The sequence below is a fragment of the Chitinophagaceae bacterium genome (assembly GCA_007695095.1).
GTDB lineage: Bacteria > Bacteroidota > Bacteroidia > Chitinophagales > REEL01 > REEL01.
Map to the genome: position 1 here is coordinate 86,524 of REEL01000088.1, position 25,308 is coordinate 111,831.

Annotated in this window: 19 protein-coding genes and 2 tRNA genes; 11 read left to right on the forward strand and 10 right to left on the reverse strand. The window is 33.8% G+C overall.

Translation table 11 applies throughout. The features are described from left to right. The first annotated feature begins 53 nt into the window (after nucleotides 1–53). The 5 genes from EA412_05075 to EA412_05095 all read left to right on the forward strand — a co-directional run bounded on the left by EA412_05075 (nucleotide 54) and on the right by EA412_05095 (nucleotide 8,535). Nucleotides 54–1,598, forward strand: coding sequence for a glutamine-hydrolyzing GMP synthase (locus EA412_05075; protein TVR80286.1), 1,545 nt, complete (start codon nucleotides 54–56; stop codon nucleotides 1,596–1,598). Then, nucleotides 1,585–2,946, forward strand: a complete 1,362-nt coding sequence (locus EA412_05080; GenBank protein TVR80287.1) for an amino acid ABC transporter substrate-binding protein — start codon at nucleotides 1,585–1,587, stop codon at nucleotides 2,944–2,946. The genes EA412_05075 and EA412_05080 overlap by 14 nt, the downstream gene beginning before the upstream one ends. Before the next feature lie 31 nt (nucleotides 2,947–2,977). Next, nucleotides 2,978–4,567, forward strand: coding sequence for a choice-of-anchor B family protein (locus EA412_05085; protein ID TVR80288.1), 1,590 nt, complete (start codon nucleotides 2,978–2,980; stop codon nucleotides 4,565–4,567). 13 nt (nucleotides 4,568–4,580) lie between these two features. Further along, on the forward strand, nucleotides 4,581–5,273 hold the full coding sequence (locus EA412_05090; GenBank protein TVR80289.1) for a TrkA family potassium uptake protein: 693 nt from the start codon (nucleotides 4,581–4,583) through the stop codon (nucleotides 5,271–5,273). Between the two features lie 127 nt (nucleotides 5,274–5,400). Further along, on the forward strand, nucleotides 5,401–8,535 hold the full coding sequence (locus EA412_05095) for a protein translocase subunit SecDF (GenBank protein ID TVR80290.1): 3,135 nt from the start codon (nucleotides 5,401–5,403) through the stop codon (nucleotides 8,533–8,535). Nucleotides 8,536–9,410: 875 nt separating this feature from the next. On the opposite strand, the gene EA412_05100 is transcribed toward EA412_05095, so the two are convergent. From EA412_05100 to EA412_05115, 4 genes are all read right to left on the reverse strand, one after another. Further along, nucleotides 9,411–10,754 carry a PorT family protein gene (locus tag EA412_05100; GenBank protein ID TVR80291.1) on the reverse strand — a complete coding sequence of 448 codons (1,344 nt, stop codon included), beginning with the start codon at nucleotides 10,752–10,754 and terminating at the stop codon, nucleotides 9,411–9,413. A gap of 87 nt (nucleotides 10,755–10,841) precedes the next feature. Continuing rightward, nucleotides 10,842–11,420, reverse strand: coding sequence for an RNA polymerase sigma factor (locus EA412_05105; GenBank protein TVR80292.1), 579 nt, complete (start codon nucleotides 11,418–11,420; stop codon nucleotides 10,842–10,844). A gap of 72 nt (nucleotides 11,421–11,492) precedes the next feature. Continuing rightward, the gene (rdgB, locus tag EA412_05110) at nucleotides 11,493–12,089 is read right to left on the reverse strand and encodes an RdgB/HAM1 family non-canonical purine NTP pyrophosphatase (protein TVR80293.1); all 597 of its coding nucleotides are present in this window, start codon (nucleotides 12,087–12,089) and stop codon (nucleotides 11,493–11,495) included. Next, nucleotides 12,079–12,570 carry a hypothetical protein gene (locus tag EA412_05115; protein ID TVR80294.1) on the reverse strand — a complete coding sequence of 164 codons (492 nt, stop codon included), beginning with the start codon at nucleotides 12,568–12,570 and terminating at the stop codon, nucleotides 12,079–12,081. The genes rdgB and EA412_05115 overlap by 11 nt, the downstream gene beginning before the upstream one ends. Before the next feature lie 75 nt (nucleotides 12,571–12,645). Here EA412_05115 and EA412_05120 point away from each other — a divergent pair, with 75 nt between their 5' ends. Next, nucleotides 12,646–13,740 carry a branched-chain amino acid aminotransferase gene (locus EA412_05120; protein TVR80295.1) on the forward strand — a complete coding sequence of 365 codons (1,095 nt, stop codon included), beginning with the start codon at nucleotides 12,646–12,648 and terminating at the stop codon, nucleotides 13,738–13,740. Nucleotides 13,741–13,779: 39 nt separating this feature from the next. On the opposite strand, the gene lon is transcribed toward EA412_05120, so the two are convergent. Both lon and EA412_05130 read right to left on the reverse strand, forming a co-directional pair. Then, complete coding sequence (lon, locus tag EA412_05125) at nucleotides 13,780–16,179, reverse strand: endopeptidase La (GenBank protein TVR80296.1); 2,400 nt, start codon at nucleotides 16,177–16,179, stop codon at nucleotides 13,780–13,782. A gap of 211 nt (nucleotides 16,180–16,390) precedes the next feature. Next, complete coding sequence (locus EA412_05130; protein ID TVR80297.1) at nucleotides 16,391–16,786, reverse strand: DUF4296 domain-containing protein; 396 nt, start codon at nucleotides 16,784–16,786, stop codon at nucleotides 16,391–16,393. A 69-nt stretch (nucleotides 16,787–16,855) separates the two neighbouring features. Here EA412_05130 and EA412_05135 point away from each other — a divergent pair, with 69 nt between their 5' ends. Beyond that, a complete protein-coding gene (locus EA412_05135; protein TVR80298.1) occupies nucleotides 16,856–17,524 on the forward strand; it encodes a YggS family pyridoxal phosphate-dependent enzyme in 669 nt (222 codons plus the stop codon). A 66-nt stretch (nucleotides 17,525–17,590) separates the two neighbouring features. Then, on the forward strand, nucleotides 17,591–18,724 hold the full coding sequence (locus EA412_05140) for a T9SS C-terminal target domain-containing protein (GenBank protein ID TVR80299.1): 1,134 nt from the start codon (nucleotides 17,591–17,593) through the stop codon (nucleotides 18,722–18,724). A 92-nt stretch (nucleotides 18,725–18,816) separates the two neighbouring features. Here the strand turns inward: EA412_05140 and EA412_05145 are convergent. After that, nucleotides 18,817–18,905 (reverse strand) — tRNA-Leu (locus EA412_05145). Nucleotides 18,906–18,935: 30 nt separating this feature from the next. After that, a tRNA-Gly gene (locus tag EA412_05150) sits at nucleotides 18,936–19,008 on the reverse strand. A gap of 617 nt (nucleotides 19,009–19,625) precedes the next feature. On the opposite strand from EA412_05150, the gene EA412_05155 reads away from it, so the two are divergent. Genes EA412_05155 through EA412_05165 form a run of 3 tightly spaced genes read left to right on the forward strand, consistent with a single transcriptional unit; the run spans nucleotide 19,626 to nucleotide 22,142 of the window. After that, a complete protein-coding gene (locus EA412_05155) occupies nucleotides 19,626–20,543 on the forward strand; it encodes a DUF58 domain-containing protein (GenBank protein TVR80300.1) in 918 nt (305 codons plus the stop codon). A 5-nt stretch (nucleotides 20,544–20,548) separates the two neighbouring features. Then, complete coding sequence (locus EA412_05160) at nucleotides 20,549–21,388, forward strand: 4-(cytidine 5'-diphospho)-2-C-methyl-D-erythritol kinase (protein TVR80301.1); 840 nt, start codon at nucleotides 20,549–20,551, stop codon at nucleotides 21,386–21,388. Next, nucleotides 21,369–22,142, forward strand: coding sequence for an alpha/beta fold hydrolase (locus EA412_05165; protein TVR80302.1), 774 nt, complete (start codon nucleotides 21,369–21,371; stop codon nucleotides 22,140–22,142). The genes EA412_05160 and EA412_05165 overlap by 20 nt, the downstream gene beginning before the upstream one ends. Nucleotides 22,143–22,197: 55 nt before the next feature. Here the strand turns inward: EA412_05165 and EA412_05170 are convergent, their stop codons facing one another. After that, the gene (locus EA412_05170; protein TVR80303.1) at nucleotides 22,198–22,782 is read right to left on the reverse strand and encodes a T9SS C-terminal target domain-containing protein; all 585 of its coding nucleotides are present in this window, start codon (nucleotides 22,780–22,782) and stop codon (nucleotides 22,198–22,200) included. A 211-nt stretch (nucleotides 22,783–22,993) separates the two neighbouring features. After that, nucleotides 22,994–25,240, reverse strand: a complete 2,247-nt coding sequence (locus tag EA412_05175) for a T9SS C-terminal target domain-containing protein (protein ID TVR80304.1) — start codon at nucleotides 25,238–25,240, stop codon at nucleotides 22,994–22,996. Nucleotides 25,241–25,308 lie beyond the last annotated feature (68 nt).

The window sequence follows — 25,308 nt, forward strand, 5'->3', positions numbered from 1 at the left end:
TAAAAATAGTAATTTTGGGCTTTCAAAAGTAAAATAATAAGTCAATATATTACATGCACGAAAAAATAGTTATCCTCGATTTTGGTTCGCAATATACTCAGTTAATAGCCCGTAGAATTAGAGAGGCAGGAGTTTACAGCGAAATACTGCCTTACAATAAGAAGTTTGAAATCACTAAAAATATAAAAGGTGTTATTCTTTCCGGAAGCCCTTTTTCAGTTCGGGCTAAAAACACTTTGAAGCCTTTGTTTACAGACTACCTGGATAAAGTTCCTACACTGGCAATTTGTTATGGCGCACAGTGGGTGGTAGATAATTTTGGTGGAAAAGTAGAGTCTTCCCAAAAAAGAGAATACGGTCGGGCAAATCTGAAAATTCTAAAAAAAGAACACCCTTTATTTAAAAGTATTCCTGCTGAATCACAAGTCTGGATGTCACATGCCGATTCTATAATGGAGTTACCGGAAGGTTTTAATATTATAGCTCAAACAAATGACATTCCGGTTGCGGCTTTTGAAAGGGAAATTAATGGCACTGATGAAAAAGCTCTTTTAGGTGTTCAATTTCACCCTGAAGTAGTTCATACTGTCTACGGAGCTGAGATCCTTTCTAATTTTCTGTTTAGTGTCTGTGCTTGCAAAGGAGACTGGACACCTGAAGTATTCATAGAAGAGGCTATTGAAAAGATACGTAAAACAACGAATGGCAGAAAAGTACTAATCGGACTTTCCGGAGGAGTAGACTCAAGCGTTGCGGCTATTTTAATTCACAGAGCTATAGGTAAAAACCTACATTGTGTTTTTGTAAACAACGGACTTTTGAGAAAAAATGAATTTTCAGAAGTTTTGGAGTCCTATAAAGATATGGGGTTGAATATTACAGGAGTTGACGCGAGTAAAAAATTTTACGAAGAGTTAAAAGGGGTTGATGACCCTGAAAAAAAACGTAAAATAATTGGTCGTGTATTTATTGAAGTTTTTGATGAAGAAGCCCATAAAATAGAAGAAGTCGACTGGTTAGCACAGGGAACTATTTATCCTGATGTTATTGAATCTGTTAGTGTACACGGGCCTTCAGTCACTATCAAATCACATCATAATGTGGGTGGTCTACCTGAAAAGCTAAATATGAAAGTACTGGAGCCATTAAGGGCTCTGTTTAAAGATGAAGTTAGGAAGATTGGCTATGAATTAGAGATTTCTCCTTCTATTTTGGAAAGACACCCTTTCCCGGGTCCGGGTCTTGGCATTCGAATAATTGGAGATATAACTGAAGAGAAAGTCAGAATTTTACAGGAAGCAGACTATATTTTTGTAAATTCGTTAAAGGAACGTAAGCTTTATAATGATGTTTGGCAAGCCGGCGCAATGTTGTTGCCGGTAAAAAGTGTAGGTGTCATGGGTGATGAAAGAACTTATGAAAATGTCGTGGCACTCAGAGCAGTGAGCTCTGTAGATGGTATGACGGCAGACTGGTGTCACTTGCCTTATGATTTTTTAGCCGAAGTTTCGCAAAAAATAATTAACCAGGTAAAAGGTATAAACAGGGTTGTCTATGACATTAGCTCAAAACCACCATCTACAATTGAATGGGAATAAAAAATATATTTGGATTTTACTTCTAAGTATAGTGTTTCAATCATGCGCAATTCTGCGTGGGCCGTCAGAACCTGAGAGAGATGTTTTGATTATCGATGGTACCCGCACAGAAGAAGAGTTGAAGGCAGAAGACATTGAAATAATAGTTGACCCGGATGTGGATCCGGATGAAGTATATATTCCTAAAATCGGCTTTCTGTTGCCTTTATTTTTAGACTCCTTAAATATTAATATTTATGATGAAATATATTTTTCCCCTGAAGATTTTGAAAGGTCTAAATTAGGGCTTAACTTTCTTAAAGGAGTTAAGTTAGCTATTGATAGTCTGGATAAAAAAGGATTAAACCTAAATGTTAAAATCTGGGACTCCGCCAATGATCCACAAAAAGTACGACGACTGTTTAACTCGGGAGCATTCGATTCTCTGGACATTCTGATTGGGCCGATTTACAATAGTCCCCTAAGAACTGCCACACAGTTAAATAAAAACAAAGAACTGTTTGTTGTTTCTCCCCTTTCTCCTGCCGATAATATCACCGAAAAAAACCCTTATTATTTACAAATTAATCCCACAATCAAAATGCATTGTGATGTGTTGTTTGATTATATTATTTTTAAACACAGATATCAAAACAATATAGTTCTCTACCCGGAACAGGATAAAAACAGTCCGGCAGTTGAGTATCTCAAAGAACTACTGAAAATCTATACCGAGAGAAATCCATTTGCTACTTTTAAACTTCAATTTGCACAAATTGACTCAGCAAGGGTACCAAATGCAAACTTAAGCAGATTCTTGGTTCCCGGAACTCAAAATAACTTTATTATCCCTACTCTAAATCCCGGAGTGGTTAATAATTTTGCTCGTCAATTATTTAACGAAGTAGAGGATTATGATATCAATGTATTTGGGTTCCCAATTTGGGGTAATGTAGAACGAATTCGAATGGATTACCTTCATGGACTGAATGTTCATTTCACATCCAGTTTTCATACTGATAATGAAAAAAAAGAAATCGTGGAATTCAATAAAAAGTTCTATCAGGCTTTTAACAACATTCCAGATGAAAATAGCATTAAAGCCTATGATATTTCCATGTACTTTTTTTACTTATTACATGAATTCGGGCAAGATTTCAAAACTTATCTGGAAGATTACATTTACAGAGGATTGCACACAAATCTATATTTCAAAGCCGAGTTAAATGATGATATTTTAACAACTGAATTATCCGAATCAGCTCCTCAAAGAGGTAGAATCGACAATAAAAATGATATTAATTTTTATCAGAACAGTTCATTACATATTTTGCGATTTGAAGACTTTTCTTTAAAAAAGGTAAATTAAAACCTACATCCATTTTTATTAAATTTTTTACATGAAACCATTTATTTTCTTTGTCTTTCTTTTTGTCTTTTCAAATTTAGTTTCACTTACTGCTTCTGATTTTAATATAACATTTAAAGGGCAGCTTCCATATAACCAAACTCTCAGTGGAATATGGTCTTACGCAGCACCTGACGGGACTGAATATGCCATTGTTGGAACCAGGTCAGGAACCTCAATTGTTGATATATCTGACCCGTCAAACCCTGAAGAGAAGTTTTTTATACAGGGTGCAACTTCAGACTGGCGTGAAATAAGAACATTTGAACATTATGCTTATATTACTACAGAAGGCGGCGGTGGTTTACAAATTTTAAATCTCAGCAATTTACCTAATAATGTAAATGTGAATACATGGACCGGACCTGCAAATGAAGTAAATACAGCACATACTATCTTTATCGATGAAAACGGCTTTGCCTTTGTCAATGGATTTAACAATGCGGATGGAACTATACCGGGAAATCAGCGTGGTTTTTTAATCCTTGACCTGAATGCTAATCCAATAAACCCTCCAATTGTAGGAAGCTTTTCCGATGCTTATGTCCACGATTGCTATGGTAGAAATGATACTATCTATGCCGCCTTAATTTATCAGGGAATAGTAGCCGTCATTGATGTGAGCGACAAAGCTAATCTTCAAATAATTCAAACTTTTGAAACACCCTCTCTATTTACACATAATACATGGTTATCCGATGACGGAAAGACTCTTTTTACTACAGATGAAGTTTCCGGTGCTTATATTGCTGCATACGACATTTCAAATTTAAACAGCCCCCAGTTATTAGATAGAATTAGAATTTTACCCGGCTCAGGTTTAATTCCGCATAATGTGCATTACCTAAACGGTTTTTTAGTAGCCTCATATTACCGAACTGGAGTGGTCGTAATAGATGCAAGGTATCCGGATAATCTAATTGAAGTGGGTCGCTATAATACTTCCATATATAGCCCTTCAAACGGATTTAACGGATGCTGGGGAATTGATCCTTATCTTCCTTCGGGAAATGTTATTGCCTCCGATATTGAAAATGGTTTATTTATTTTAAAACCCGACTATGAAAGGGCAGCCTATCTTGAAGGCTTAATCATTAATTCAAATGATGGTTTCCCTCTTATTTCTGCCGACATTAAAATACTTGGAACCTCGCAAACTGAACGCACAAATTTAAATGGAGAGTACAAAACCGGTGCTCCGGAAACCGGTGAGTATACGTTGGAAATATCCAGAAGCGGATGTACAACTAAAACTACAAATGTAAACCTTTACACAGATTCCATAATTTATAAAAATTTTGTATTGAATTGCACGACAACCAATGCGAATGAAGTAAGTATCGCAGAGGTCTTTTATCAACTTGATGTTACGAACAGTCAGATTTTACTTAAAAACCAAATGAGTAATGAATCTCTTTTAGTGAATATTTACGATATTTCAGGCAGAATACATTCAAATTTTGCAATTAACGCTTTGGAGCTTAAAGAAATAAATCAGCCTCCGACTCCCGGAATATATTTTATCCATATTTTTAATACAGATAAGCAAATACATTCTGTAGAAAAAGTTTACCTTCAATAATTAAACATCAGAAATGGAAAAATACTCAAAATTTGCAGTAATAGGTTTGGGAAGATTTGGAGAAACAGTAGCTAAAACACTGGCAGAAAAAGGCGCAGAAGTATTAGGAATAGATACCAGAGAAGACATCATTGAAAATATAAGGGATGACATTGCTTATGCTGTTAAAATGGATGCTACGGATATAAAGGCTCTTCAAAATCAAAACATTGAAGACATGGATGTAGTAATAGTCGCTATAGGAAATGATTTTGAAAGTCTTTTACTGACTACTGTTCAGTTGCAGTCAATGAATATAAAAAGACTTATCACAAGGGCAAATACTATTTTTCAAAAAAAAATACTTGAAAAGATTGGGATTAAAGAAATCATAGCTCCGGAAATAGAAGTTGGAGTCTCTTTAGCTGAAAAATTACTTTCACCTAACCTTTTAACCTTTATCCCCCTTCCTGATGAATATGAAATTGTAGAAATTGCATGTCCTGAAAATGTTGTAAATCAAAAAATTGAAGATATAAACATTCGTAAAAAATACAACATTAATATAATCACAGTTAAGCGAAAAGTGTATAAAGAAGGCAAGAAAGATCCCGAGATTAGCGTCATTGGAGTACCCAAACCGGAGACTATTCTTTTAGAAGATGATACTATCTTATTGATAGGAAAAGACAAAGATATTAACCGCTTTATTGACACCAATTCATAAGTCTCTGAAAATCTTTACTGCTTTTTGAATAATCACCGCAAGTTGGTGAGTTTTTAACGATAATTATCTTTATATTTGCGACTTGATTAAAAAAACCATTAGAAAAATTCAATATAACTATTAAATTATGCAAGGAAAAGGCCTTATTAAGTTTTTTGGTATTGCGCTGATTATTGTTTGCCTTTATCAGTTATCATTCACTGTTGCTTCTTACAGAGCTGAGCAAAAAGCAAATAATTTCGTAAAGGAAAGAATTCAAATACCTGATGCGGAAGCTATCAGCGGAATGTTTGACGGCAATACCCGACTTCAAATTGACTATTTAGACTCACTTAACAGAGAGAAAAATAGTATAAAGAGAAGATTTTTAGATTCTATAGGTAATGAAGTTGCACTGAATTTCCTTGTTGAACAATACACTTACAGAGATGCCGCGGAAAGGCAACTAAGTTTAGGACTTGACTTAAGAGGAGGAATGAGTGTGATTTTGGAAATTTCTCAACCCGATTTATTGAGAGCTCTTTCCGGATACAGTTCTGACGAAAACTTTGAAAGAGCATTGAACCTGGCAGAAGAAAGAAGGTTTGAAAGCAATGTAGATTTTGTAACTACATTTGGACAAGCTTATGAAGAGGTTAATCCGGGTGGTCGTTTAGCAGCTATTTTTGCTACTCCTGAAAATCAGGAAATAATTAATATCACTTCTTCTAATCAGGAAGTTCTGAACGCAATCAATAGAGAATCCAGAGAAAAAATCAGAAATACCTATAATATTCTGAGAATTAGGATTGACCGTTTTGGTGTTACTCAGCCCAATATCTCCTTACAGGAATTAACCGGTAGAATTACCGTTGAATTGCCGGGTGTTGATGACCCTGAAAGAGTTAGAAGACTTTTACAATCAACAGCAGAATTAAACTTTTGGATAGCCTGGGACAATGCTGATCTGATTGACTTTCTTTTTGAAGCCAATAATGTGTTGGCAGAAATTAAGAAAGCAGAAAGAGGAGATGTTGAAGTTGATGAAGCTGACACTATTTCTGAACCGATTATAACTCCGGTTGAAGACGAAGTTGGTATAAATGATGAACCGGTTGAACCGGCTGAAGTAGAAGAAGATGGTGATGCAGGATTGTTTGACGGTTTGGGTGACATTGGAGATGACGGTATTTTAGATGCTCAGGAAGATGAAGACTTTGCATTGGAAAACCCTTTATTTAATATTTTATCGCCAAACCTAATACCTACACAGGATGGTGGACAAAGTATAGGAGACGGTCCTGTTATCGGATATGTAAACTCTTTTAATAAAGATCAAGTTATGGAATATCTTAACATGGACAGAGTCCGTGCGATATTTCCACGTAACGTAAAATTCGTTTGGTCAGCACTTCCTATCGAGTCTGAGGGACAGCAAATTTATGAACTATATGCCTTGGAAACTACACCCGGTCAGGACAGACCCCTTCTTAGTGGAAATGTTGTAGTTAATGCAGGCCAGGACTTTGATCAATTCGGTAATGCTATTGTAAATATGAGCATGAACCGGGAAGGTAGTGTCAGATGGAGACAAATTACCGGTGATAACGTAGGTAAATCCATAGCTATCGTATTAGATGATGAAGTTTATTCTGCTCCTACAATTCAGGGAGAAATCAGTGGTGGAAGAACGCAGATTACAGGTCGTTTTGATATCAGAGAAGCTCAGGATTTAGCAAATATACTTAGAGCAGGTCAGCTTCCTGCCAGAGCAGAAATTGTTGAAGAAGAAATTGTAGGACCATCACTTGGTCAGGAATCTATTAATGCAGGCTTGCAGTCTCTCCTAATAGGTCTATCGCTGGTATTCATTTTTATGATTTTATATTACAATATTGGAGGTATAATTTCCAATATAGTTCTATTCTTAAACCTGTTTTTCATACTAGGAGTACTAGCCTCTCTTGGAGCCGCACTTACCCTACCGGGAATTGCGGGTATTGTATTAACCATAGGTATGGCTGTGGATGCAAACGTAATTATTTATGAACGTATAAGAGAGGAGCTAATAAAAGGCAAAGGCATAAAGATGGCCATAAAAGATGGCTATTATAACTCCTATTCAGCTATTGTAGATGCTAACTTAACTACTTTAATTACAGGCTTTATATTACTTTTCTTCGGATTAGGGCCGGTACAAGGTTTTGCAACTGTTTTAGTAATCGGTATATTCTCCTCTTTCTTTACCGCAGTATTAATCTCAAGATTAATTATTGAAGGCCTTACAAACAGAGAAAAGAAAGTTAACTTTTTCAATAAATATACTGAAGGAGCCTTTAAAAATTTAAATTACGACTTTATTAATAAACGGAAATTTACTTATATACTATCCGGTATCATTATACTTTTAGGTATAACGTCGATGCTAACCAGAGGATTTGAGTTGGGAGTGGATTTCCAGGGAGGAAGAAGTTATGTTGTACGTTTTGATCAAAGTGTTAATACCACTGAATTAAGTACATCTCTAACTGATCAGTTTGAGGCTATGCCTGAAGTAAAAACTTTTGGTGCAAGCAATCAGGTGAAAATCACTACTGCTTTCATGATTACAGACAGCAGACCTGAAGCTGACAGTATAGTTGAGAATCTACTATTTGAAGGAGTCAAAGATTTTTATGACTCTGAAATAACTTATAATGAGTTTATCAATAACTTCAGAATGAGCTCTGTTAAGATTGGCCCTAACATTGCCGATGATATCAGGCAGGGTGCGATATGGGCTACGGTATTTTCATTAGTAGGTATATTCTTGTATATTCTCGCCAGATTCCGGAGGTGGCAGTTTAGTATTGGTGCAATCATAGCTATCTTCCATGATGTATTGATAATGTTAAGTATATTCTCTATTTTCAAGGGGATACTTCCATTCTCAATGGAAATAGATCAGGCTTTTATTGCAGCAATCCTAACTATTATTGGTTACTCTATAAATGATACGGTGATAGTTTTTGACCGTATTCGTGAATACCTGATTCTCCATCCAAGAGAAAAAATGGACAAAACAATTAATCTGGCAATTAACAGTACTTTAAGTCGTACAGTTATCACGGCAATTACAACCTTACTCGTTGTTGTTATCTTATTCATATTTGGTGGAGAAGTTATCAGAGGGTTTTCTTTCGCCTTATTGATAGGTATCCTGGTAGGTACTTATTCTTCAATCTTTATCGCTTCACCTGCAGTATTGGATATGATTAAGAAAGACAATACCGTCAAAAAGTAATTGCTATAAGTATTTGAACAAATAAAAAAGGGCTGTAAAATTTTTACAGCCCTTTTTTGTTGCCTATTTGTTGACAGTTAATGTTTTGATCTGAGGAGTGAATTGTTCTAGTTTTTTCGACCTAAGCACATTCAAATCATCATTGCTACAAAAGGAATAAAACAATCTGTCCCATTCAAAATGCAAGTAGTTTATATTTAATCTGTTTTTCATTAGGTTATAAAATAATTGAATAATAGAACATTCAAACAATCGAATAGTGAAGTAAAATGAAAGAAAAAAAGAAACGGATTAATTTTAGCAACGTTCTAATTTCTGATTTCTTCATTCAGATGTTCTATTGTTCAAATTAACCATTCTTGTTTTGAGCAATGGGTCACCCAATATCAAGATTGTTTGTTTCATGGAATAGTTTTCAATTTGTTGCATGCATCTACCAACATTTACAGAATCAAGGATATAAAATAATTGAATAATAGAACATTCGAACAATCGAATACAGAAGTAAAATAAAAGAAAAAAGTATAAATACTGCTTCAGAAAAAAAGTAAAGAATCGGGTTATTTTTAGTAAAGTTCTAATTTCTGATTTCTTCATTCAGATGTTCTATTGTTCAAGTCAACCATTCCTGTTTTGTGCAATGGGTTACCCAAAATCAAGATTATTTCGTATAGTGTGATTATCAAGTTAGAAGTTAAACCTTTTGGAGAGTTTCTTTTTTATTGAAAATATTAGGATGGTTGTGAGAACTACAAAATAGCAGAGCCTTCTATAATAGAATAAACTGAATACTTTTTTATCAAAAGTAGCTTTATGAAGTTAAATAGTAACTCATAAATTTAGAATATAAATAGAGTGGGTCTAATGAAAAACTACTACTTTTTTGCAGGGATAAAGTAACGTAAAGAAGCTCCCCCTGAAAAGTTCATGTTATACAAATATCTGTTAGAATATGGAGCATATGTATCAATGCGCATATTAAAACCTAAAATCAAATTATTAACTATAAAAATATCATATTGTACACCTCCCGCAAGCCCATAGTTATGTTCCTGGAAAAACAGGGATTGATTAAAGATATTTTTTATTTCTTCAAAAATACCACCTATCAGTTTTTTATATAAAATACCTGCTGTAAATGTAACTCCATGTGTTTGATTCAAGGCATAGCTGTAGCCCGACATTTTATATCTGAATAGTAAAGGTATCTCTAAATAATCAAGTCTGAAATTTCTGTCCGTGTAATTCCAGTTTTTGCTTGTAGCATCTAACGAATAATTAAGTGTATTTAAAAAAAAGCCTGATTCTACTCCAAAATTGCTGTTAAAGTCATAACCAAAATTGAAACCATACTTTAATCCGGTACCGGAATTAAAACTGTATTTATAATCACTTTCCGCAACAGCCGGAAGAGAAATCTCATTTAAACTATTTCTAACTGACTGAATTCCGACTCCAAAATGAAGCCCTTTAGAGTATTCAGCGGGTGCATTATTTTGGAGTTTCCGAATCCGTCTATTCTCAGATTCCAAATCTAATCCAAAAGGATTATCTACCAATTTATTTATAGAGGCTAAAAAGTCAAAATTTTCATCAAAATTCAATTCCTGTTCACCAAGTAACTGTAAATCAGAAGTCGTTAACATACTTGATTCTGTATTTGAAAAGTCTGTACCTTCAGAATTTACAGCTTCAGATATTTTTTGATTTTCTTCAGTAGTACCGGAAACAGAAGATGCCGGTCTGTACGATTGATTTGAACCTGACTCTCCGGTATTTTTAGTCATAGAAGAATAGCTATTATCAGCCTCAAAACTATTCGTTAGGCTCTCAAATTGAGCTATGTGCTGAATGTCTGAAGAGTTATTTGCTTGAGTATTATAAAACTCTAATTTATTTATGAGGGCTGAAAAGTTAGTTAAAAATTTATATGAATCTTTATGAAGGGCTGTTGATTCAATTTCGGTTTCAGAATTTGAAAGAATGGTATTTTGGTGGAGAAGATAAGAAGATTGAATGCTAAATACAAGCAAGAGAATAGCAATAGCAGATCGGTAAAATCTACGCTGCATTAACATTTTCTTGCGAGCATCTATAGTATCTAAATCATGTTCGATTTTACTCCAGACATCTTTTTCCGGCTTTACACGAAAATCCTCTAAATTATCTTTAAAAAATCGATCCATATTATTTTTATCATAACTTTTTTCCTTACTCATATCTTCTCTTGCTCAAAAATCAATTTCTTCAATAATAAACAATAGCATAGACAGACATTTTGATAAAAGGTTGCATGCTATATTAAATTATCTTCCTGCTTTTTCTTTCGGATAAATATCTAATTGCTTCAACTTCTTTTGCAAAGCTACTCTCGCCCTGGCTAATTGAGATTTAGAAGTACCAACAGAAATATTCAATTCAACTGAAATTCTATCATGCGATAATCCATCTATAGTATATAAGTTAAAGATAGTTCTGTAACCCACCGGTAATTCCTGAATCATCTTTAAAATCTTTTCCATGGGAATATCAGCATAAAAGAAATCATCTGTGTCATTTTCATCGGGTATATTCTTAACCTCTATTAATGGATAAATTGCTACAGAACTTCTTAATTCAGAAATACATGTATTAACAAAAATCCGTTTTAACCAACCATCAAAAGAACCTTTAAAGCTAAATTGATGCAAATTCTGAAAGGCTCTGACAAAACCTTCCTGCAAATAATCTTCTGCTTTGTGATAATCTCCTGCATAACGCAGACAAATAGAAAACATTACAGGAGAATAATACTCATAGAGAATCCTCTGTGACTTTCTGTCATTTTTAAAGCTTTTCTTTATCAGATTAGCCAATGATTCTCCATGAATAATAGCCCCTTCCATTTGAAATATTTAAACAATTAGACTTAATAACTAGTATAAATATATAAATTTAATTGATTAAATAGAAATTATTTAATCAGATTTTTTAAAGCTTTTTAAAAATTCATTTAGTGAATTGAAAGCAACAGCCCTATGGCTGAGTTTCTTTTTAATTTCGTCACCTAATTCGGCAAAAGTATTATTATAACCTTTGGGGATAAATACAGGATCATAGCCAAATCCTCTTGTACCTTTTGGTTCAGTTGAAATTTTACCGTCAATTACACCTTCAAATTGCATTTTAGTATCATCATTTGCAATAAAAGTAAGCACTGTTCTGAATCTCGCCGTTCGGTCAGAAAACTGTTCCAACTTCTTTAATAATTTATTAATATTTTCATTGTCAGAAGCATTTTGACCGGCATACCTGGCTGAAAAAACACCCGGCTCACCTAGCAAAGCTTTCACTTCCAATCCCGTATCTTCGGCAATTACTGATTTGCCGAAAATCTCAAAAACTGTCATGGCTTTAGTTAATGAATTTTCTTCAAGACTAAGAAATGGTTCTTCTATTTCCTTATTATACCCTAAATCTTTCAGTGAAATTAATTTGATGTTTTTTCCTATGATTTGATTGGCTTCTTTTACTTTATGAACATTGTGAGTAGCAAAAATTATTTCAACCTTCATTATAAAATGTGTTTTTTAAATTTGTCCATAACTTATTTTTAGCTTGTTTATCATTTTTTAATACTTCCGGACTTAATGATTTGATAAATGTATAATCTTTAAACTTCATCATCAGTCCCTCCCCCATGCTAATGTTTAATGCAAGCTCTAAAGTTTGTACTCCAAAAAATATAAAAACTTTTGGATCCGGAAACTTTCTTCTAAATGAAGAGAATTGAATATCCGGGTATTTTTTTAAATTAATAACAAAATAGTTTTTGTTTTCAAGCTGTACACTATTCATTATTTTTTCAATAAATGAAAGCATTTCTGAATCCAGCAATATGTCATCTATTTTAACAAATATTATTACTTTAGTATCTTTATCCATGTTGAAGTCAATTTCTGATAAACTTCTCGGAGATTGTAAATCTTCTCTTATAAGTAGCTTTTGACCATCTAAAAAAAAATTAAAAAATTTCTTATCTTCGGGAAACTGCATATTTTAAATTAATTTGTAGTTGTAGAATGAATGCTGCTTAGGTGTAAAGTTACGTTAATTTTAAAAATACAACTTATGATAAATACAATTACTATCGATAAAGCAAGAAAGAGTAAAATTGCTGAAGTAGATTTTAACAATATTCCATTTGGGAGAATTTTTAGTGACCATATGTTTATTACTGAGTATGAAAAAGGTGAATGGAAAAACCCGAGAATTATACCTTTTCAAAACTTAAACACACATCCTGCTATTTCTGCTTTACACTATGGTCAGTCGATATTTGAAGGCCTCAAAGCTTATAAAAACTTAAATGGTGTTCCGGTACTTTTCAGACCGGAAAAAAACATTGACCGGATGAATAAATCTGCAGAAAGAATGGCAATGCCTGAGATACCAAAAGATTTATTCAACAAAGGTCTTGAGGAATTAATTAAACTAGATCACGAATGGATACCAACCCTCGATGGCAGCTCACTTTATATAAGGCCATTCATGTTCGCAACTGATGAATATGTGGGTATCAAGCCCTCCGACAAATACACTTTCATTATTTTCACCTGTCCTGTTGGCCCATACTATTCGGCCCCGGTGAAAGTAAAAGTTGCAGATAAGTATGTAAGAGCTATTCCCGGGGGTGTCGGTACAGCTAAGGTTGCCGGAAATTATGCAGCTACCATGAAAGGCGTTCAGGAAGCCAGGCAAGAAGGTTATGACCAGATTTTATGGATGGACGGTTTTGAATTTAAGTATATCCATGAAATTGGTACCATGAATGTTTTTTTTCAAATTGGTGATAAAGTTATAACCCCCGGTTTAGATGAGGGCACTATACTTGAAGGCATTACAAGAGACTCCGTTATAACCCTACTAAAATCAGAAGGTTATCATGTTGAAGAGAGGAAAGTTGAAATAAAGGAGATTATCCAAGCCCATGAAAACGGAACTTTAAAAGATGTATTCGGTACAGGAACAGCCGCTACTATTTCTCAAATTTCACATATGGGTTATAAAGGGAAAGAACTGGAACTTAGAGCACCTGAGAAAAGGGAATTGTCAAATTATCTTCAAAAGCTAATGAATGATATTAAACTGGGCAGGGTTGAGGATAAATTCAACTGGCTCCATGCCATACCTATAAATGCTGAAATTAACGCAACAGAAGAATAAAAAAAGAAGGGTTGAAACTAAGTTTCAACCCTTCTTTTTTTAAGTCAACACATCACTCAAAACATCCATCATTGTTTTCTTGTAAACTATATTTAAACCTTTGATGTATTCTTTATTGATTTCATCTACATCTTTTTGGTTTTTATCACAGAGATAAATTTCAGATAAACCGGCCCTCTTTGCTGCCAGAATTTTTTCTTTAATACCTCCCACCGGAAGTAATTTACCTCTTAAAGTAATTTCTCCACTCATGGCAATCCCCTTTTTAATAGGCTTACCAGAAAAAACAGAAGCCAGAGCTGCCAATATAGTGATCCCCGCTGAAGGACCGTCTTTGGGAATAGCTCCTTCGGGTACGTGAATGTGAATTTTATGATTTTCAAATGTTTCCGGAGAAATTCCAAATTTTTCGGCATTTGATTTTATGAAACTTAAAGCAATGGATGCTGATTCTTTCATTACATTTCCTAAATTTCCGGTAAGTGTCAGGCTTTCTTTGCCTTTGCTTAAAGAGCTCTCAATAAAAAGTATATCTCCACCGGTTTGTGTCCATGCTAACCCAACTGCAACCCCTTTTGGTAAAGCTTCATTGTACTGAGTCGGGTCCATAGTAGCTACACCCAGAATCTCTATGGCCATAGGTTTTGAAATAGTAACCGTGCTTTTTTCACCGGAAGCAATTAATTTTGCTGCTCTTCTCATCAATGCAGCAATTTTTCTCTCCAGCTCTCTTACTCCACTTTCTCTGGTATAACGCTCAATCACATAAGCCAATGCAGTATCTCCGATTTTAAACTGTTTTGATTTTAATCCATGCTGAGACCTTAGTTTCGGAATTAAATGCTTTTTAGCAATTTCAGCCTTTTCTTCAATAGAATATCCACTCAGCCAAATAATTTCCATCCTGTCTCTCAGAGCAGGTTGTATGGAGTTTATATTATTAGCTGTAGCAATAAACAAAACTTTAGACAGGTCGTATTCCAACTCCAAATAATTATCATAAAAAGTTTCATTTTGCTCGGGATCCAAAACCTCAAGTAAAGCTGAAGAAGGATCTCCTCTAAAGTCAGCACCAATTTTGTCAACTTCATCCAATACAAAAACCGGATTTGAAGCATCTGCCTTTTTAATAGACTGAAGGATTCTTCCGGGCATTGCCCCTATATAAGTTTTTCTATGACCGCGAATTTCAGATTCATCGTGTAATCCGCCCAATGACATTCTTATATACTTTCGATTCAACGCTGATGCAATTGATTTCCCTAATGAAGTTTTACCAACTCCGGGAGGGCCTACAAAACAAAGTATAGGAGATTTCATATCTCCCTTTAATTTAAGCACCGCTAAATATTCTATAATTCGTTCTTTAATCTTTTCAAGCCCGTGATGATCTCTGTCTAATACTTTCTGTGCATTAGTTAAATCAAAATTATCCTGTGTATATTTTTTCCACGGCAAATCAAGTAAAAGCTCCAGATAGTTTAATACTAAGCCGTAATCAGCCGCTGCCGGATTAGTTCTTTGTAGTCGCTCTACGTCTTTATTAAAAGCTTTTAAAACTGCCTCAGGCCATTTTTTCTTGGATGCTTTAAGCTTTAATTCCTTTATTTCTTTATCATGACTACTTCCACCTAATTCTTCCTGAATAGTTTTCAGCTGTTGGTTTAAAAAATAATCTTTTTGCTGCTTTTCTATGTCAGTTTGTACTTTGTTTTGAATTTTAACCTTAAGCTCAATCATTTGAAGCTCATTATTTAGAAACTCAAGCACATATTCTGCTCTCCTGGTTAAGTCATTTTCTTCCAGTATCGTTTGCTTATCTTTTAATCCACTCCCCAGATTTGAAGAGATAAAATGTAAAAGGAATAAGGGACTATCCATATTTTTTAATACAAAAGAAGCCTCCGAAGGGATATTCGGTGAAAGCTTTATTATCTTTTGAGCTAAGTCTTTAATGGATGAAATAATTGCAGAAAATTCAGCTTTATTTTTAGGCTTTATGTCCTCAATCAACTCACATTTTGCCATTAAGAAAGGCTCTTCAGATACCAGCGCTTTTGTCTTTAAACGCTTTCTTCCCTGAATCACAATAGTAGAACTGCCATCAGGCATTTTTAACATTTTTATGATACGGGCTACCGTTCCGACAGAATTTAAATCTGCATATTCCGGATCCTCTACACTGTCATCCTTCTGAGAAACAACACCAATAATCTTGTCCTTTTTATAAGCATGCTTAACTGCTTTCAACGATTTATCTCTGCCAACTGTTATTGGTAAAATAACTCCGGGAAACAAAACCGTATTCTTCAGAGGCAATATGGGTAAATCTTCAGGGATTTTATCTTTGTTAATATCATCTTCTTCTTCCAAAGACAACATCGGCATAAACTCTACATCATCATCTATCAACTGCGAAAAAAAAGAGTCGTCTTTCATATTTTATTTTATTTTTTAAAATTTACATTAAAAACTGTTCAACATATATGCCAAAACTAAGTAAAGCCATATTAACAGTCTATATTAAATAAATGGTCATTATTATTGCAAAATTTACTTCAAAATATAGGTTTACAGGCTATTAATTATGCTTTATTGACACATCAGCCAAAATGTCAGTATCAGACTAATAACAAATTGAATAAAAAATTTAATCTTCAATTTCTATATCATCTTCTATTTCCTCATCAACTTTAAGCTTTCTGGCAGACAATTCTGCATCTTTTAGACTTAATTCCTGAATGACATATTGATATAGCTCATCCAGCTCATCAATTTTGTTGTAAATATAATATTCAAAACTATTAAAAAAATCAGCAGCTTCTATTTCATGCTTTTCAAAAATATACAAATAGGCTTCATGCATATGAATTTTCACTGAGTCAGGATGATCAAACTTATGCTGGGCAGCAGCTTCTTCTATATGAATATCAACCAATACCTCCTGCATCTTATCAGCCGGCAACAATTTAAAATCATTGGAGTAAAAATTGCAGGAACTTAAAGAAACAATCAATAGAGAGATAAAAAAAAACTTATGATACATTTAAATTGAAGTTTGAAGTTCTCAAAATTAAACTTTTATTTTGCTCACTTATTATAATTTGTAAAAAACATGCCGGAACTGGAAAATTTAAAAAAATTAGTAAAAGAAACCCAAGAAAAAAAAATAAAACTTGTAGCTGTTTCTAAAACCAAATCGGAAGAAGAAATAATGGAAGTCTATAAAACGGGACATCTTCATTTTGGTGAAAATAAAGCAATAGAGCTGAAAAATAAGGCTGAAAAGCTGCCAAAAGACATTGAATGGCACTTTATTGGAAACTTACAAAGTAATAAAGTGAAATTTGTAGTTCCTCACGTCTCATGGATACACAGCATTGACAGACCAAAGATTATTAAAGCTATAAATAAAGAAGCGCAAAAAGCGGATAAAAAAATTAAAGTTTTGCTTCAAATATATATTGCTGATGAAGAATCAAAAATAGGATTTTCAATGGAGGAACTTAAAAATTGGTTAAAAGGTGGCGATTATCAAAATTTAAAAAATGTAGAGATATGCGGTGTTATGGGGATGGCAACTTTTACAGATGACACTCATCAAATTAAACAGGAATTTTCCCTTTTAAAAGAATATTTTGACCAATTGAAAGCCGGCTATTTTTCTGATAATCAAAATTTCAAAGAAATTTCAATGGGTATGACAGGTGATTATAAAATTGCTGTTGAATGTGGCAGCACTATGCTTCGTATTGGGAGTCTCATTTTTGGCGAAAGAAATTAGGTTTGTCAAATTACTATTCTATTTTTATTTTAAAAAAAACATTACTTTTATATCAAAACCTAACTTATGAAGTTTTTAACAACTCTCTCAATACTAATTATTTCTGTGATTTTTTTACATGCTCAAACAAGTTTAGATAAGAGCCTTGAGCACAATCAAATCAACCGTACATATTCAATTTACATACCTGCGACTTATGACGGAATCGAGGCCGTTCCCTTGGTTTTTAATCTCCATGGTTACACTTCTAACAGCGCTCAACAGGAGCTATATACAAACTTTAAGCCGATAGCCGATACCGCAAACTTCATCTTAGTGCATCCAAATGGCACATCTGAATCCGGTGCTCAATTTTGGAATGTCGGTTTTTTTCCGTCAAATGTTGATGATGTTGGATTTTTAGAAACATTGATTGATACCATCTCTGAAAATTATAATATTGATCTCGACAGAGTATTTTCTACAGGCATGTCAAATGGTGGGTTTATGAGCTATTTATTAGCCTGTGAAAGTGATAGATTTACGGCTGTAGCATCAGTTACAGGCTCTATGACTCAGCTTAATTATGATAACTGCAACACGGTTAAACCTATACCTGCTATGCAGATACACGGAACCAATGACCCCACTGTTCCTTATGAGGGTACTCAGCAATTTTTGCATGTAGACAGTGTCGTCTCATTTTGGGTAAACCATAATAATTGCGATGATGAACCTGTGATAATTGATATAGATAATATTTCTCCTAACGATGGCACTAACACAATCCACTACACTTATTCAGGTGGTGATGAAGGGAGCAGTGTAGAGCTTTATAAGGTTATTAATGGCGGTCACACATGGCCGGGCGCTCCTTTTAGCATAGGACCAACTTCACAGGATTTTAATGCCAGCAAAGTTATTTGGGAGTTTTTTAGTAAATACCCTAAAACGGTTTCATCAACAAATACAATTAGCAACCAATCTAAAGATTTACAAATAAATGTATTTCCAAATCCTGCAAGAGAAATATTGAATATTGAAAAAAAGAATGATTCACAGGCTTATGCACAAATCTTTAATGCAAAAGGCCAAAAAGTAACAGAAACTTTTTTTGAATACTCAACTCAATTAGATATCAGTAAACTTCCGGAAGGGATTTATATGCTGTTAATTCAGTCAGATGAAATTGTAATCAGCAAGAAAATACTCGTTCAATAATTTTCTTAAAATCAGAGGTTAGATAAAAGATTGGTATCAAAAAAAAAATCAGAAAGTAAAACGCTGCTTTTGCATTGTCTATCTTTCTGATTTTGTACCCGGGGCGGGACTTGAACCCGCACGGCCATTGCTGGCCACAGGATTTTAAGTCCTGCGTGTCTACCAATTCCACCACCCGGGCATCTTTATTACAAAGCGTAATAAAAATGAGAGCGAAAGACGGGATTCGAACCCGCGACCCCAACCTTGGCAAGGTTGTGCTCTACCAGCTGAGCTACTTTCGCTTATGGCCTTAGCGGTGGCAAATATACAACTATTTATCTTTTACAAAAATAATTTTTTCTTCTTTTTAAAGAAAGATTTAAGATACTGTATTCATAAGTCTTCCCGCTTAAAACATTTGCTGAAAGTTTAAATATATGCTAATTTCATTCCGGTCTGCGGAGTGATAGGTATTTTCAAGATATTTGTATGCGAAGTAATAAAAATCCTGAGAACTCAATTACTTTATATTTTTCGGATAATTTTCAAAGGGATACCTCAAACGCAATATGATAAATAGAAACAAGCGAAAAGCATAACTGTAAAGGCATTTACTTAAAAGATTGATAAGCTTTTAACAGAACTTCAGACCCTGAATTCCGCTTAGAATAAGACATGAATTGATAGCAAATGTTGTAAGTATTTAGAGATGTAGTCTTATTTGGTCTAAAATATTAAAAAACCCTTTTGAAGAGTTTAATGTTTATTAGATAACTTTGAGTGTTACCTTAGTCCAAAATAAAGATCTGGGCTTGTGGATATAAATATTGAGACGAAAAATCGAATTCCATGACCTTCTTACTATTTTTACAAAAATATATGTAAGAAAGGAATCGTTGAGTTAAAGTAAAATCAAAAAATGACAGAAAAATTTGTAAAACTACAAGACTTACACCAGTTTGACAACCTTGAATTATTAGCAAAACAGGTTGTTGAAGGCTTTATAATTGGGTTACATAAAAGTCCGTATCACGGATTTTCAGTTGAGTTTGCTGAACACAGGCTTTATAATCCCGGTGATCCTATTAAAAATATCGACTGGAAAGTGTTTGCCCGCACAAATCGATACTATGTTAAGAAGTATGAGGAAGAAACGAATTTACGATGCCAACTTATTATCGATGCATCCTCGTCTATGTTTTATCCGGAAAACAGTCCTGTAAATAAAATCAAATTTTCTATTTTGTCTGCAGCATCTATCATGCATATGCTCAAAAAACAAAGAGATGCTTTTGGATTAAGTATCTTTTCAGATAAAATCGAAACGAATTATGCTCCGAAGTCTACGAATGTTCATCATAAACTATTACTAAGCAATTTAACAAATCTGGCTGAACAAAGCCCAAGAGGGAAAAAGACAAAGGCAGCTGAAAATATACATATTCTTGCTGAAAGTATTCACCGCAGAAGCTTGGTTATACTGTTCAGTGATATGATGGAGAACACTGCTGAACAGGAAGAAATTTTTTCTGCTTTGCAGCACTTAAAATATAACAAACATGAGGTGATTGTATTTCACGTTGTAGATAAAGCTGCTGAAATTGACTTTGAATTTGAAAACAGACCTTATGTCTTTGTAGATATGGAATCCGGTGAAAAAGTTAAACTTCGCTCAAATGAAGTAAAAAAATTCTATACCGAACAAGCTGAGAAATTTAAACGGTCATTGATGTTAAAATGTGGACAGTTTAATATTGATTTTATAGAGGCTGATATCAATAAAGATTTCAAACAAATCTTACTTCCTTTTTTATTGAAAAGAGCTAAAATGCAATAAATCTAATGATAGTATTTCCAAATGCTAAAATTAATCTGGGTCTCTTTATCACTGAAAAACGTCCGGATGGTTTCCATAATTTAGAAAGTGTTTTTCTACCGGTAAATTGGTTTGATGTACTGGAAATTATTCCTTCAAAGAAATTTTCTCTTAACGTTAGCGGTAGGGTTATAAACTGTAAGACAGAAGATAATCTGATTTTTAAAGCCTGGAATTTATTACAATCTGACTTCGGAATTCAGGCAGTAGAAACTCACTTAATAAAAAACATTCCAATGGGAGCCGGCTTGGGTGGTGGCTCATCTGATGCAGCTTTTATGTTGAAAGCTTTAAATACCTTATTTGAACTAAATCTGAATGATACCCAATTGGAAAAATATGCCACTATGCTGGGAAGTGACTGTCCTTTTTTCATTCGTAATAAAGCTGCTTTAGCATATGACAAAGGAAATAAACTAAAAGAACTAGATTTAAACATTCAGAATGAATATACATTAGTAATTATTTGGCCCGAAATTTTTGTAAGTACAAAAGAAGCTTATAGTCAAATTATACCTAAAAAAGCACCGGCTAACTGGACTAAAGGTTTACAAAATATCGTAAAATGGAAAGAATTTCTAAACAATGATTTTGAAAGTACTGTTTTCAGTTCTCATTCTGAAATTAAAGACTTAAAAGAACAAATGTATCAGTCGGGTGCCATTTATGCTTCAATGTCAGGAAGTGGTTCTTCTGTTTTTGGAATTTTTGATAAAAACAGGCAGATTGATAAAAATACTTTTAAAAATGTACATTCAGAAAATATAAATATAAGCAAGCTAAACTATGGTAGAATTGAATTATAAAGAATTTGGGAATAAGGATAATGATACATTAATTATACTTCATGGGCTGTTTGGTTCATTGGATAACTGGCAAACGCTTGCCAGGAAATTCGGAGAAACCTATCATGTTTTCACAATCGATCAGCGAAATCACGGCAAATCTATTCACACGGAAGAACATTCTTATGAATTAATGGCTGAGGACCTAAACTCCTTTTTAGAGCAACAGGGTCTTGATCAGGTATTTATAATCGGGCATTCTATGGGAGGCAAAACCTTACTTCAATTCATGATTGACTTTCCACATAAGCTAAAAAAAGGAATTTGTGTAGATATGAGTTACAAAGAATATCAAAGTGGTCATGATGTAATATTTGATGCATTAAAATCTGTTCAGGTTGAAAAAATTGAATCCAGAAATGATGCTGATAAAATACTCTCTGAAAAAATTTCACATGCCGGTATACGTCAATTTCTTCTTAAAAATATAGACCGGACAAATAACGGGTCTTATAAATGGAAAATGAATCTTAAAGCACTTGATAATCATTATGATTCGATTTTAAAAAGTATCATTCCGCCGATTCCGGTCAATCTGCCGATTCTATTTATTAAAGGTGAAAAATCTGATTATTTACAGATGGATGATATAGACGATATCAAGACATATTTTCCTTTAGCGGAAATTGAAAATGTTAAAAATGCCGGTCACTGGATTCATGCCGAACAACCTGAAAGTTTTTATAAGATAGTAATTGAGTATCTTAAGAAATAAAAAAACCGGTAAGCTTTTATACTTACCGGCCCTAAAGAAAATCACCCAAACGTATCTATTTATTTACATTAAGTGAACGCGTTTCCACTCCGGTATTATTTTCAATTCTGATTAAGTATTTTCCATCAGAAAGGTTATTTTGAAGAACAATATCATTATCAGTTGTGCCGGGTACTACTTCCTGAATAAACTGTCCTGTTTTAGCATCATAAATTTTTACAGATTTATCTTCGAATGTTTTACCAAATAAGCTTATTTTCTTTGACTGTGTATTTGAAACATTGTTTGGGTTATATGCCAGATTGTTATTTTGTTGACTCACAGTCTGCCCTATAATTACCACATTAAATACTTCAGTTACACCAAATATATCTGTATGACTAAGTCTGTAATATGTTGAAGAAGTATTCGGTGAATTGTCATTTAATCTGTAATGATTTCTTAAAGCATTATTATTTGCGGCCTGAACAGTAGCAAAATGTTGGAAATTAATACCGTCATTGCTCTTTTCCACAGTAAAGAAATCCGCATCTGTTTCATTTACAGTTACCCAATCAAGAACTACGTCATTTGAACTTTTCAAAAATCCCTGAAAAAAATCAAGAGTTATGTTTGCATTAGATACTGCCGGAGCGCACATAAATAAGCAAGAAACAATAATTGAACGAAAAATTTTAAGTTTAACCATATTTAAGTTTTTTTAGATTTTACGATGAGTAAATAAATTTGTTACAATTATTTAATACTAAGTCGTATGTTTTTAAAATTATATTTGTATTTAACTAAAATAAAATATAGTCTGAAAGAGAAACTATAGTAGTTTAACTTTCAGACTAATAGCTGTGTGTATCTTATTTTACAATAAAAGTAGAGTGCCCGTTAGAGAAATCTGATTCTGACCTTAAGATGTACATTCCGGGGACTAAGTTTTCAGGTAAAAGAATTACCGGACTTTCATCATCAATACGGCTTTCGTATACCATCTGACCTGATGAGACATGGAATATTATTACTTTAGAATTTGGTAGTGAAAAATCAAAACCACTTATTTTTAAGCTATTTCCTCCATTCACAGGATTTGGATATAAAGAGATTCCTTGTCCTTTTTGAGCTACCGGATTATCATGAACTGAAACAATGTTAAAAGTTTCATTAGTTCCATCAAAATCCGTTTGTCTTAGTCTGTAAAATGTGATTCCATTATATGGATTAGAATCAAATTCTCTATAGTGAATTCTGGAAGTTGAGTTTCCATTTCCATTAACTGTCCTCCAATCATAAAAATTGATCCCGTCATTACTTCTTTCGATAGTAAAATGATCACAATTTATTTCTACTACAGTAACCCAATCAATGATAACCTCACCATCATCTTTCATAAAAGCCTGAAAGAAATCTAAAGTAACCGGTAACAATTCAACTTCACTTTCTCCTTTTCCAATTCCAAATTCAGAAAATGAAGTATAACCATGTCTGTATGCAAATCCATCACTCAACCTTCTTCCTGTTCCATTTACCGGCTCAATATTTCCATCCGGGCTCCAGTTTGCTTCATTTCCACCCTCAGGTCTTTTTAAGATAGCAAATCTATTATCTTGTAAACCACTCAGGTTGTTTATATTTAACTTCATTCCATAAGTACCTGATGTTGGCTGCATATCAGGTGTAAAAATCCAGATTGCCTCTGTTGCTACAGTTTGATAACTGATAGAGTCATCACTTAGTTCTAATGCTTCAAAATTTGAAGAATTATGATTTACTAAACCACTTATTCTGGCATCTATATAATTTACACCCTCTAAAAAATTATTTTCCAATACTCCCAAAAAGTATGACTGAGAGGTTGTCCCTGCACCTAAAGGAAATGCATAATCCTGTGAATTTGATGCCATATGTCTTCTTAAATTTCCATTAATAAAGGAAGAAGATGAATGTGAAGTAATGGCATTCCCATTTGTATTAGTAATGATCACAGTGTTAGCTATTCCGGTTGTTAAAACTCCGCCTACCAAACTTAATTGATTTGAAATTCTTAAATCATTACTTAACTCTACACTCTGACCGGGCTTATCTAAAGTTAAATTATATAGTGAATTAGATGATCCCATTAAATTCAAAGACTGTGTGCCACTTCCAACAAATGTAACAGTTTGGCTATTTGCATTAAAAGGATAGTCAAAAACAGTTAAATTTCCTCTTAAACGTATGTTTCCTACTAAACGAATCCCACCAGTTGCTTCAAAAATAACATTTGGATAGCTATATCCACCTTTTAAATTTTCAACATCAACCTGAGAAGAACCGGTAAAACGAACTGTAGAACCCGCACTCCATCCATAAAAACCAAATTCAGGAACTGCTGTTCCATTCATTAGGTGTAAGGTTGCTCCACTTTCCATTGTAAAGGATCCAAAAACACTAAATACTGTAGCATTTAAATTAAAACTACTACCTGATTTAATGAGTAAATCTCCAACAAAATTTGTTGAGGTCAGGTTTGTTTGTAATGTTACACCTGAAGAATTATTAATTTCTAAATCAGGCATTACAGAACCGTTTTCAATTGTGAGAGTTTGTGAAGAATTACCACTTAATATTAACCTTCCCGGGCCGGCACTATTTGTGACAAGTTGACCTATAGTATAATAGTTTAATTCCCCTTTTAAATCTAAAGTACCTAATAGGTTAACTTTAGCTGTATTGATATCTCCATCACCGTACAAAATTAAATCTCCTCCGATTTCAACCGTACCAAGAAGCTGTAGAACAGCTACTCCTGCCCCCCCCTCATTCAATTGTAAATCATTCGCAATGATAAGCTGTCTCCCGGAAAGAATTTCTATAGAAGATGAATCGCCCGGGGCTACTTCACTTATAGTCAGGCTTTCAATATAAGCAGTAGAGTTTAAAACTATTTGATGGTTTGAATGAATCACAACATCATCATCAATTGTGGGTGCAATACCCCCTACCCATGTTGAACCATCATTCCAGTTACCGCTACCGGCACTTTCAACAACTATACTATAGGCATTGTAGTGTGTACTACATAATAAAACTGTTGTTACTATTAAAACTGAGTAAATTTTTCTTAACATGTTTTTAATTTTTGTGAGGGAATCTTCACCTTTTTACGAGATACAATGAAAATAGTTACACACAGAAA